This is a genomic window from Vibrio sp. Evd11 (assembly GCF_900382755.1).
Classification (GTDB): domain Bacteria; phylum Pseudomonadota; class Gammaproteobacteria; order Enterobacterales; family Vibrionaceae; genus Vibrio; species Vibrio lentus.
The window spans coordinates 45845-56935 of the sequence record NZ_OSDX01000041.1 but is presented as its reverse complement, the minus strand read 5'-3'; the positions used below and the strand labels follow the sequence as shown (position 1 = coordinate 56935).

Sequence of the window (11091 nt, the reverse complement as noted above, 5' to 3'; positions counted from 1 at the left end):
ACGACCGCATCTTAACTTTAATTGCTAAATCACTTTGTAAATACGTGGATTCCATATATGGATTGGGGAAAAATGCTCGGCTACCAACCGCATGAGTTGACTGCGACGTTTGAGACTTGGAAAAATAACTTACACCCTGATGATTATCATCAAGCCATGAAAGCTTTTGAAGAGCACCTGTCGGGGAGCTGCGACTTGTATGAAGTTGTTTACCGAATGACGCATAAAGATGGCAGTGATAGCTATGTGTATGACAGAGGTCGTGTTGTTGAGTTTGATACCAATGGAACACCGCTTAGAATTATGGGCACGCACATCGATATCACGCAAGAAAAACGCTTTGAGCAACAATTGACGACATTGGCCTCTACCGATAGGTTGACGGGGCTACTCAATAGACAAGCCATCGAACAACGTTTTCGTGAAATGAAAAGCGCTGATACGTTAGTCAGAGCGGCGCTGATCTTTATTGATATCGACAACTTTAAAGCGGTGAATGACACTTTAGGCCACCAAGAGGGCGATCAGTTGTTGAGTTTTATTGCTCAGCGCTTGGTTACTCTAGCCTCTGATGTGAATTCGTTAACTTCTGGTGCGGCTTCGCAAATTTCTGATACAGCTTCGCGAGTTTCTGGTATAGCTACGCTAGCCTCTGAACCGGCGCAAATCGGACGGATTGGCGGAGATGAATTTGTCATCTTGTTTCCCGATACGAAGCTAGATCAAGTCACGCACTTTTGTGAAGAGTTGTTGCAGACGGCGGTACCTGAAAGCAATCAAAGGCTGAAGGGCGTCGCCATCGGAATGAGTATCGGTGTGTGTTTCTTTAACCAAGGTGAACATCACTTTAATGACGTGTACCAGCAATCTGATTTGGCTATGTATCAAATTAAGAGAAACGGCAAAAATGGAGTGAAAACTCTGTATCTCTGATGAAAAAGGCGCTTTCATCAAACCCTCCTATGCTCGGTTGAACATAACGGGTATTCCATATCCCAATAGTTTGTGCGAACTTTCTTCTTTCTTCTTTCTTCTTTCTTCTTTCTTCTTTCTTCTTTCTTCTTTCTTCTTTCTTCTTTCTTCTTTGTTCTTTGTTCTTTGTTCTTTGTTCTTTTAGGCCTATATTCAACAGTACAGTTATGACATTGATTTAACATGAATAGCTGTGAGTAAAGGATAATAAATGCTTGATTGGAAATGGATTATCAAGTTAACAATAAGTCAGTGGAGACTCCCCAATGAAAAAACTACTTTCAGTACTTGCTGTGTCTGCAGCAGTAATGGCACCGGCAGCATTTGCTTCTTCGCCTGTTATGTTTTCAACGATCAACGGCTTCAATGCTCCTGATTCAGATGCGGTTGGTGGTGTACGTTTAGCACTTCTTCATGGTCAAGTGAACGACGTTAAAGGTGTCGACCTTGCTATTATTGGTATGTCAGAGACGCAAACGACGACAGGTGTAAACTTGGGTATTTTTGGTGCGCATAAAGTAAACCAAGAAATGACCGGTGCTTCATTGGGTATATTCAACTGGAACCCTGGAAAAACGACAGGTTTGAACTTGGGTGCAGTTAACATCACTAATGATGTAAAAGGCGCGAACGTGAGTTTTGTTAACTATTCTGAAGGCGACACTATGGTTGATGTTGGTGCTGCGAACCTTTCAGAAGTGTCGACGGTTCAGGTTGGTATCTTCAACAAAACAACGAAGATTGAAGGCGTGCAAATTGGCTTGATCAACTGTGCTGATAACGGCTTCTTCCCGTGCTTCCCGATCGTAAACTTCGCTAAGTAAGTTTATTGTTGAATGCTTGGTTTACTCTTTTTTGTAAACTGAACTTATTTGTAAACCGAGCTTGTCAGTAAACCAAGTTTATTTATACGCCTAGGCTCCTCTGTTTAGGCGTTAATGTTTCCAATTCCCTTTCAATCAACATGCCTCAAACTACTTAATAAGCATTTGATTTTATATTTACTATTGCAGTATTTTTACTTATAAGTACAATGTGCGATAAATTCCCAACGATGATTTATATGCTTTGATTAATCCCCATACCGTCGATTTTAAAAAGGCTTTTTTAAGTCTAACCGCCAGTTTTTTAGTAGTTTTGAGCTTGTTGCTCGTTGATTCAGCGGAAGAATCAGATAAACAGTATGGAATCGAAAACCAAGGTGTCACGCGCTCTTTAGCGGAGCTCACACAGATCATAAATGCGCTTGAGTACAACATTACTGCACTTTATCCACTGCATGGCGATACTTATGTGTTCTCGCATGAAAAAAAGGTAGAGGGTGAGACGTGCTATTTCACCAGTGAAGAGCAGCATGCCCTTCGCTTTGACTTTATGTTCTCTGGCCCTCGCGAGATGTGCGACCCTAAGTCGGATCTTCATACCGAAGCGGGTAAGCGCTTGTTTATCGCACCAACCATGGCTTATTTTGCCAATACCATTGATACCATCTCTGCGATTTACTTTATCTCGAAAGAGAAATTTATCATCTCTTCACCATCTGATTTTGCTCGCTATATCAAGGGCGACACATTTGATTCGGTGGTCAACAGTCGCCCGTATTGGATTAATACGATTCGTTTTGGTTTAGCTCAGGGGCAAGACCAAGTGGTGTATACCGGCCAATATGATGATTACCTGACAGGTAAAAAAGTCGTGACGTTGACCAAAGGCATTTACGTTAATGGTGACTTTAAAGGGGTATTAGGCGTCGATGGTTATGTTGCTAACTTAGTCTCAAACCTTACCCATGGTTATAAAGTGACGAGTACGCGAGGCGCAAACAAGTACGGGGTTATGGACTTTACCTATTCCAAGCCTTTGTATGTTGATGACATTAACACCCAGTTATACCTGAGTATTGAAGAAGATAAGATCGAGCACTTTCTACATGTATTGGCGATGGAGAAGATTCAACTTTCGATACTGTTGGTTTTGTATCTACTCTCGGTTTTATGGCTATGGCGTTTTTATACAAGACAAGAACACCAGCGTTTGAATGACCTAGCAATGTGCGACCCATTAACTGGTTTACTGAATCGACGTGGTTTTGAAGCTCGATTACTGGCGCAGGATGAACAGCCGATTATTGGTGTTGGCGTGTTTGATATCGATGATTTCAAAGTCGTTAATGATCGCTATGGCCATAAAGTGGGGGACGAAGTGATTTGTCATGTGGCTCAATTGATGCTGAACAGTGTTAGGCAGCAAGATATTGTGGCGCGATTTGGTGGTGAAGAGTTTGTTGTCGCGATCACGGGTGAATCATCGGAGTTGCTTTCATCGATTTTTCAACGAATTCAAAACGACATTAGCCTGCAGTGCTACCGCTCTCCAGCTGGCGACAAGATTAATATCTCAGTGTCTGGTGGCGCGACGCTCTACTCTCTGTACAAGTTCGACAGTGTCGGGCACTTGTGGGAAAACCAGAGTATTCGTTCTTCGGATGAGCAGCTTTATAAGGCGAAAGCCGCGGGTAAGAGCCAAGTGTGTATTCACGTGCATTAAGCGCTTGTCTAAAAACTCAAAGCCTAGTCGTTTGACTAGGCTTCTTTTTCGTTTCTAAGAATGAGTCTCTAAGAATTTGCTCTAAGAAATCGAATCTAAGGACAAAATGTCTTTAAGATAAACGCATCTAAAATTAGAGGTTACTTCTTCACGCGACCTTTATTCATCCATTTCTGATGCACACCACGGCGCAGGCTTTGGAAGCTGTTTTCGACCTTGTCGACACCAAGCAGAATCACTAATGCCAATAGCGTGATGATTACCGATTGAGAAAGGTGCCCTAACGCAATCATCATACCCAACGCAGCCAACACCCAAATAATGGCCGCTGAGGTGACACCATGAATCTTTCCATCGAGTGTCATCATCACACCTGCACCAAGGAAACCAACTCCGGTAATGATCTGACCAAGTACACGAGCCTGATCCAGTGTGTTGGGGGAGAGGCTAATCGCCATGGTAAGAAATAAATAGGTACCGCTGATAATAAGAATCGACGTTCGGATTCCAACCGGTTTGCCGCGTGTTTGTCTTTCGATTCCGATTAAAGAACCACACAGCATGCATACTGCTAGGGCTGCCCAGCTAAAGGGGGCAAGGTTGAGAGTTTGTTCTATAAATTGTGACATATCACCCCTCCTAAAAATTTAGAATAGAGCGAGTATGCTAATAATAGACCAGACGATCGAACAAAAAATTTTTGTCTTAACGATTGATGGAGGCGACTTAAAAGCTAGCAGCCGTTTGTTGTTAAGGTAAAGCTAGGGGAGTGTTCTTTTGTCGCTTCTTGATATTTAAGACGATAAGAAGCGACCATTGTTCAAGATAGAGTTATTCAATATGTAGATCGAGTGGCGTCTTGCTACTGCGACCGCCAATCTCGCGAGTTAACTTAGGCACTAGATAGCCTGAAACCTCAGAGATCAAACCCTTAAAGTGCATCTTTGCCTCTTCATCGGAAATATAGAAATGAGCGGCGCCCTGAACTTTATCAAGTACATGCATATAGTAAGGTAAAACACCGGCGTCGAATAGCTTGCCGCTTAATTCTTTCAACGAGTTAGCGCTGTTATTGACACCTTTTAGCATCACGCCCTGATTGAGCAGAGTGGCCCCAGTTTGCTTTAATTTATGAAAGGCTTGCTTGAGTTCTAAGTTAATCTCGTTGGCATGATTAATATGGCTCACCATCACCACATTGAGGCGCGTTTGAGCTAACAATTGGCACAGTTCATCCGTCACTCGAGCAGGGATCACAACCGGTAATCGGCTATGAATTCGAACGGTTTTCACATGCGGAATCTGTTCGATGGTATGGATCAGCCATTCGAGTTCGCTGTCTTTGGCCATCAAAGGGTCACCACCGGATAAGATAACTTCGTTGATCTCGGGATGTTGATCCACATAATCGAGGCTGGTTTGCCATACAGACTTAGAACCCTTGTTGTCTTGATAAGGGAAATGACGACGGAAGCAGTAGCGGCAGTTAATGGCACAGCCACCTTTTACAATCATCAATGCGCGACTTTTGTATTTGTGCAGCAGTCCTGGAATCGCGTTGTCTTGTTCTTCCAGTGGATCAGCTGAATAACCCTGGTGAACTTCAAACTCTTCACTGAGCGGCAAAACCTGACGCAATAGAGGGTCGTGTGGATTGCCTTTTTCCATTCGCTCAACAAAGCTAAGAGGAACTCGAAGTGAAAACAGCTCACGTGCTGCGAATCCTTTTTGCCACGGTGTTGGGTCTATTTCCAATGCTTGAAGCAGTTTTGTCGGGTCAGAGATCGCATTCGATAGTTGTTTGAGCCAGTTTTGCTCAACAGATTCGACTTTTCGGGTTATGATATGCGGCATTGAAATTAACTCAAAGATGTGGAAGAGAAAATCATGGCGTCAGTAAGCACCAATGAATTCAAAGGCGGTTTAAAATTCATGTTAGATAACGAGCCTTGCGCAATTATCGACAATGAATACGTTAAGCCAGGTAAAGGCCAAGCGTTTAACCGTGTAAAACTTCGTAAACTGCTGTCAGGCAAAGTGTTAGAGAAAACATTCAAGTCAGGCGAAAGCTTTGAGCTTGCAGATGTTGTTGACGTTGAATTAGGCTACCTATACAACGATGGCGAATTCTACCACTTCATGAACAACGAAACATTTGAGCAAATCGCAGCAGACGTAAAAGCAGTCGCTGACTCAGCAAAATGGTTAGTTGAAAATGACGTTTGTACTCTAACGTTGTGGAATGATAACCCTATCACTGTTACTCCGCCAAACTTTGTTGAGATCCCAGTAACTGAAACTGATCCTGGCCTTAAAGGCGATACACAGGGTACGGGTGGTAAACCTGCAACTCTAGCAACAGGCGCGGTCGTTCGTGTACCTCTATTCATCGCTATCGGTGAAGTGGTTAAAGTTGATACTCGTACTGGCGAATACGTTGGTCGTGTGAAGTAATTTGATTGTGTCCACCTTGTTTAAGGTGGCTCAGTGAAATAGAAAAGGTCGCTTATCGCGGCCTTTTTTGTATCCCAAGATCAGAGACGAGTAAACGGGATGCGGGATACGAAAAGCAGGAAGAGCAAGAGTGAGTTAGAGGATAAGAGATTCGACAAGCAACAAAAAAAGCAGAACAAGATAACCCTGCTCTGCTTTTAGTCTTTTCGCTCTTAAGCTTTTCGAATCTCGATTACTCGAATCCCGAATCTGCTCTTAACTGTTAGATCATGAAGATGAAGATAACAGACAGTGCGCTGATTAGGCCTGCAACGAAGTAGCAGCCCACTTTACCTGCAACGCCGACGTGGAACTTAAGGTCGTGCATGCCGTGGTGAAGACGGTGCATTGCGTGCCACATTGGCAGTGCTAGTGTACCGATGATGAATAGCGCACCGATAATGCTGGTGGCAAACTCAGACACACGTTCGTAGCTCATTGCATCCGCATCGATAATGCCCATAGGCACTAAGATACCCAGCACTAGAATCGTGATCGGAGTGATCATCGCGAACCAAGTACCGCCAGCGCCAAATAGGCCCCACCAGATTGGTTCATCAGAGCGTTTCGGATTGTGGTTAACATTGTAATTTGTGTTCATAACGAAGCTCCTTACACCACCATAAGAACGATTAAAGAAATAAATGCCACCGCTGCCCACTGGGTCAGTACGATGATTCTTTTATCTACCAATTTGCCTTTAAGGCGGATTGGCATTACTTGAGGCATCATGCTGAAGAAGGTCTGAGCGTGCAGTAAGCTGCCTAGCAGTGCCACGATGTTGATACCAACAACGACAGGGTTAGCCATAAAGCTCAACCAACCTTCCCACGCTTCAGGGCCTTTCACTAGCGAACCCAAACCGAAGGTTAGGAACAGAGTGAATAGAATCAAAGGCAGTACAGTCGCTTCACGTAGCATGTAGAAGCGGTAGAACGGATGGTTGCTCCACCACGTTCTCTTCATCTCACGAACATAAGGCTTACGATTGCTCATATTATGCCTCCTCTGCTGTTTTTACTTGCGATCCGTCTGGTTTGAACATCGAAATAACGAAGTCCATTGAAGACTCAACTTTACCTTGGTTTACTGCCGCTGCTGGGTCTACTTTCTTCGGACATACGTCAGAACAGTAACCTACAAACGTACAGCCCCAAGCGCCGTTGTCGCCATTGATAAGCTTCATACGTTCAGCTTTACCATTGTCACGGCTATCTAGGTTGTAGCGGTGAGCAAGAGCAAGTGCCGCAGGGCCAATGAACTCAGGGTTTAGACCAAACTGAGGACACGCCGCGTAACACAAACCACAGTTGATGCAGCCAGCGAACTGTTTGTACTTCGCCATTTGCTCTGGAGTTTGGATGTTAGTGCCATCTTCAGGTGTACGGTCGTTACCAATGATGTAAGGCTTGATTGCTTCAAGACGTTCGATGAACGGCGTCATGTCGACAATCAAATCTTTCTCGATTGGGAAGTTAGCCAATGGCTCAATTTTGAAGCCGTTTGGATAATCACGTAAGAAGCTCTTACACGCCAGTTTTGGCACGCCATCAACCATGATGCCGCAAGAACCACAAATCGCCATACGACAAGACCAACGGTAAGACAGGTCTTTATCTAGGTTATCTTTGATGTAACCGATCGCATCAAGTACTGACATGGTTTCATCAAACGGAACTTCAAAGGTTTGAAAATGAGGTTCTGCATCGTGCTCAGGGTCATAACGCAAAATTTCAATTTTTTGGATTCGATTCGCTGACATTATGCTTGCTCCTCTTCGCTCTTCTTCGCATTCTCTTCTGCTGCTTTTTCGGCTGCAGCGGCTTTCTCGGCTGCTTCACCGTATAGACGAGCTTTAGGTTGAGATTTAGTAATCTTAACGCCGCTGTAGTCGATAGTTGGTGCCGCATCTTCGTTGTAGAAAGATAGAGAGTGTTTCAGGAAGTTCACGTCGTCACGTTCTGTGCAGTTGTCGTCTAGACGTTGGTGTGCACCGCGAGACTCTTTACGAAGGATCGCTGAGTGAACCATCGCTTCTGCAACTTCAAGGCCGTAACCCACTTCGATAGCATAAAGTAGGTCAGTGTTGAACACTTTGCCTTTGTCTTTAATGCTGATCTTCTTGTAGCGCGCTTTCAGTTCAGTGATTTTGTCGATGGTTTCTTGCATCAAGTCTTCTTGACGGTAGATACCACAACCCGCTTCCATGGTGTGACCCATTTCAGTACGGATGTCAGCCCAGTTCTCATCGCCTTCTTGAGCCAAGATGCCTGCGATGCGATCTTCAACCGCTTTGATTTGCTTAGCGATAGCTTCTTCATTCCAGCCTTTGAATTCAGCTGCACGTTTCACGGCTTGCTCACCGGCTACGCGGCCAAATACGACGAACTCAGCCAGAGAGTTAGAACCTAGGCGGTTTGCACCGTGTAGGCCAACTGAAGCACATTCACCAACGGCGAATAGGCCTTTAATGCGAGTTTCACACGTACCGTTAGTTTCAATACCACCCATGGTGTAGTGAACGGTCGGGCGAATTGGGATTGGCTCTTTTGCTGGATCAACGTTTACGTACGCTTTTGCAAGCTCACAGATAAACGGAAGACGCTCTTGCAGGTACTCTTCACCAAGGTGGCGAAGGTCAAGGTGTACGACATCACCAAGTGGGTGCTTGATGGTGTTGCCTTTCTGCTGCTCGTGCCAGAATGCTTGAGAAACTTTGTCACGAGGACCCAGTTCCATGTATTTGTTTTTCGGCTCGCCCACTGGAGTTTCAGGGCCCATGCCGTAATCTTGCAGGTAACGGTAGCCGTTCTTGTTGACGATGATACCGCCTTCACCACGACAACCTTCGGTCATCAAGATGCCAGTACCCGGTAGGCCTGTTGGGTGGTATTGAACGAACTCCATATCACGCAGTGGTACACCGTGGCGATAAGCCATTGCCATACCGTCGCCAGTTACGATGCCGCCGTTGGTGTTGCAGTGGTAAACACGACCTGCGCCACCCGTTGCTAATACAACAGATTTCGCTTTGATCGTAACAAGCTCACCTTCAGACATATGAATCGCGATTAGGCCTTGTACTTCGCCATCTTCAACGATCAAATCCACCACAAAGTACTCATCAAATCGTTTGATTGTGTCGTACTTCATCGAAGTCTGGAACAGTGTATGAAGCATGTGGAAGCCGGTTTTATCCGCTGCGAACCACGTTCTTTCTACTTTCATACCGCCGAATCGGCGTACGTTTACTTCACCGTTTTCTTTACGACTCCATGGGCAGCCCCATTGTTCCATTTGGATCATTTCGCGAGTCGAGTTTTCAACAAAGTATTCAACAACATCCTGTTCACATAGCCAGTCGCCACCGCCAACAGTATCGTTGAAGTGGTTATCTAGGCTATCTTCGTCTTTAATTACTGCTGCTGAACCGCCTTCTGCTGCTACCGTGTGCGAACGCATTGGGTAAACTTTAGAAATCAGTGCTACTTCCAATTCAGGATTAGCTTCAGCCGCAGCGATAGCTGTACGAAGACCAGCGCCGCCTGCGCCGATGACTGCGATATCTGTGGTAATTGTCTTCACAGTTATTCTCCAGTGTGATGCGGAGTATTCCGCTTGTTATTATAAAAAGCTTATTTAGGAGGTTCTAAATCGTAGGAACCATTTAGCACCCCTAAGCCTTAAGTGGTAGGTTCAGTGTAAGAGAGAAAGGCATTTCAAAAATTGATGCATTTGGGTTTTTAGGTCGGTAATGCATATGGAGGCATAGAAATTATAGGTTATGTGACTGCAATCACGGCAATGAATTGTTGATAACGATTAACCCACAGGACGGGTGTTAACGGCTTGTTGAGTATGATTTTTGTTATCAATGTTGATGTGAAAGCTGTATTGATAATTGTATTGTAGAACGTAATTTTCTGGCTTCATTAAAACAACATTTTGCTTTCATCAATAGACAGATAGAAGCTTACAAAAGAGACGAAAGGTGGTAATTTTCGTCGCCTAGAATTCAGTGATATGGAACTTAATAATGCACTCTACATGGCAACCGGCCGCAACCATTAAGCAGTTAAAGCAACGTGCTGATATCCTTAATCAAATTCGCCAGTTCTTTACAGAACGAAACGTGATGGAAGTGGATACGCCTGCGATGAGTCACGCTACGGTGACGGACGTGCATTTGCATACCTTCAAAACTGAATTCGTAGGGCCGGGTTATGCGCACGGCCAGCCGTTGTTCTTTATGACCAGTCCAGAGTTTCATATGAAACGACTGTTAGCGGCGGGCAGTGGCTGTATCTACCAAATTTGTAAGTCTTTTCGTAACGAAGAAAATGGCCGTTATCACAACCCTGAGTTCACTATGTTGGAGTGGTATCGCGTTGGCTTTGATCATCATGACCTGATGGATGAAATGGATTTGCTGTTACAGCAGGTTCTAAAATCAGGCACAGCGCAACGAATGACTTACCAACAAGCCTTTATTGATGTGTTAGGTGTTTGTCCGCTGGAGAACTCGATGGATACGTTGAAGCAAGCGGCTGCACAACTTGGGTTAAGTGATATTGCGGATCCTGAAGAAGATCGCGATACGCTCTTGCAGCTTCTGTTCAGTATTGGGGTAGAGACGAAAATCGGCCAAGATGTTCCGGCCTTTGTTTATGACTTCCCGGCATCGCAAGCGGCGTTAGCTAAGATTAATCCTGAGGATTCACGAGTGGCGGATCGCTTTGAGGTGTATTTCAAAGGGATTGAATTGGCAAACGGCTTCCATGAGTTGGATAAACCACAAGAACAACTTCAGCGTTTTGAAGAGGACAATGCCAAACGCATTGAGATGGGCTTATCGCCTCAACCGATTGATCATCACTTGATTGAGGCATTAAAAGCGGGCTTACCAGACTGTGCCGGTGTTGCTTTGGGTATCGACCGCCTGATCATGCTGGCGTTAGGTTATGACCATATCGATGATGTGACGGCTTTTCCTTTCCCACGTTCTTAGCTTTTTGCTTCTACTGAAAGTTAATAGTCCTTAGCTATTAACTTTCAGCTTCTAATCCGCTGCACTAGCTG

Annotated in this window: 10 protein-coding genes and 1 pseudogene; 5 read left to right on the top strand and 6 right to left on the bottom strand. The window is 44.7% G+C overall.

Annotated elements, in window-relative coordinates:
* Window positions 1-57: 57 nt before the first annotated feature.
* From ED652_RS16395 to ED652_RS16385, 3 genes and pseudogenes are all read left to right on the top strand, one after another.
* Window positions 58-933 (top strand): annotated as a pseudogene (locus ED652_RS16395) (diguanylate cyclase); the annotation flags it as partial.
* A gap of 305 nt (window positions 934-1238) precedes the next feature.
* Window positions 1239-1796 carry a phaC PHA synthase gene (locus ED652_RS16390; protein ID WP_122055500.1) on the top strand — a complete coding sequence of 186 codons (558 nt, stop codon included), beginning with the start codon at window positions 1239-1241 and terminating at the stop codon, window positions 1794-1796.
* Window positions 1797-2040: 244 nt separating this feature from the next.
* Window positions 2041-3519 carry a diguanylate cyclase gene (locus tag ED652_RS16385; protein ID WP_122055499.1) on the top strand — a complete coding sequence of 493 codons (1479 nt, stop codon included), beginning with the start codon at window positions 2041-2043 and terminating at the stop codon, window positions 3517-3519.
* A gap of 140 nt (window positions 3520-3659) precedes the next feature.
* Here ED652_RS16385 and ED652_RS16380 read toward each other — a convergent pair whose 3' ends face one another.
* Entirely contained in the window at window positions 3660-4148 is a 489-nt protein-coding gene (locus tag ED652_RS16380; protein ID WP_122055498.1) for an MgtC/SapB family protein, read from the bottom strand.
* A gap of 202 nt (window positions 4149-4350) precedes the next feature.
* A complete protein-coding gene (gene epmB, locus ED652_RS16375; RefSeq protein ID WP_122055497.1) occupies window positions 4351-5373 on the bottom strand; it encodes an EF-P beta-lysylation protein EpmB in 1023 nt (340 codons plus the stop codon).
* Window positions 5374-5406: 33 nt separating this feature from the next.
* Here epmB and efp point away from each other — a divergent pair, with 33 nt between their 5' ends.
* Window positions 5407-5973: an elongation factor P gene (efp, locus tag ED652_RS16370; protein WP_004733338.1), complete on the top strand. Its 567-nt coding sequence runs from the start codon at window positions 5407-5409 to the stop codon at window positions 5971-5973.
* Between the two features lie 262 nt (window positions 5974-6235).
* Here the strand turns inward: efp and frdD are convergent, their stop codons facing one another.
* From frdD to frdA, 4 genes are read right to left on the bottom strand one after another with little or no spacing between them, the layout of a single operon-like run.
* Window positions 6236-6613, bottom strand: coding sequence for a fumarate reductase subunit FrdD (frdD, locus tag ED652_RS16365; protein WP_009847918.1), 378 nt, complete (start codon window positions 6611-6613; stop codon window positions 6236-6238).
* A gap of 11 nt (window positions 6614-6624) precedes the next feature.
* Window positions 6625-7008, bottom strand: a complete 384-nt coding sequence (frdC, locus tag ED652_RS16360) for a fumarate reductase subunit FrdC (protein WP_004733341.1) — start codon at window positions 7006-7008, stop codon at window positions 6625-6627.
* Window position 7009: 1 nt separating this feature from the next.
* Window positions 7010-7774 carry a succinate dehydrogenase/fumarate reductase iron-sulfur subunit gene (locus ED652_RS16355; RefSeq protein WP_122055496.1) on the bottom strand — a complete coding sequence of 255 codons (765 nt, stop codon included), beginning with the start codon at window positions 7772-7774 and terminating at the stop codon, window positions 7010-7012.
* Window positions 7774-9597, bottom strand: a complete 1824-nt coding sequence (gene frdA, locus ED652_RS16350; RefSeq protein WP_017096120.1) for a fumarate reductase (quinol) flavoprotein subunit — start codon at window positions 9595-9597, stop codon at window positions 7774-7776. The genes ED652_RS16355 and frdA overlap by 1 nt, the downstream gene beginning before the upstream one ends.
* Window positions 9598-10048: 451 nt before the next feature.
* On the opposite strand from frdA, the gene epmA reads away from it, so the two are divergent.
* Window positions 10049-11020 carry an elongation factor P--(R)-beta-lysine ligase gene (gene epmA, locus ED652_RS16345; RefSeq protein ID WP_122055495.1) on the top strand — a complete coding sequence of 324 codons (972 nt, stop codon included), beginning with the start codon at window positions 10049-10051 and terminating at the stop codon, window positions 11018-11020.
* Window positions 11021-11091: the final 71 nt, after the last annotated feature.

Excerpts from the sequence above, each read along its gene's own strand:
- ED652_RS16390 (WP_122055500.1), top strand. The coding sequence starts at position 1,239 with ATGAAAAAACTACTTTCAGTACTTGCTGTGTCTGCAGCAGTAATGGCA.
- ED652_RS16380 (WP_122055498.1), bottom strand. The coding sequence starts at position 4,148 with ATGTCACAATTTATAGAACAAACTCTCAACCTTGCCCCCTTTAGCTGG.
- epmB (WP_122055497.1), bottom strand. The coding sequence starts at position 5,373 with ATGCCGCATATCATAACCCGAAAAGTCGAATCTGTTGAGCAAAACTGG.
- efp (WP_004733338.1), top strand. The coding sequence starts at position 5,407 with ATGGCGTCAGTAAGCACCAATGAATTCAAAGGCGGTTTAAAATTCATG.
- frdD (WP_009847918.1), bottom strand. The coding sequence starts at position 6,613 with ATGAACACAAATTACAATGTTAACCACAATCCGAAACGCTCTGATGAA.
- frdC (WP_004733341.1), bottom strand. The coding sequence starts at position 7,008 with ATGAGCAATCGTAAGCCTTATGTTCGTGAGATGAAGAGAACGTGGTGG.
- ED652_RS16355 (WP_122055496.1), bottom strand. The coding sequence starts at position 7,774 with ATGTCAGCGAATCGAATCCAAAAAATTGAAATTTTGCGTTATGACCCT.
- epmA (WP_122055495.1), top strand. The coding sequence starts at position 10,049 with ATGCACTCTACATGGCAACCGGCCGCAACCATTAAGCAGTTAAAGCAA.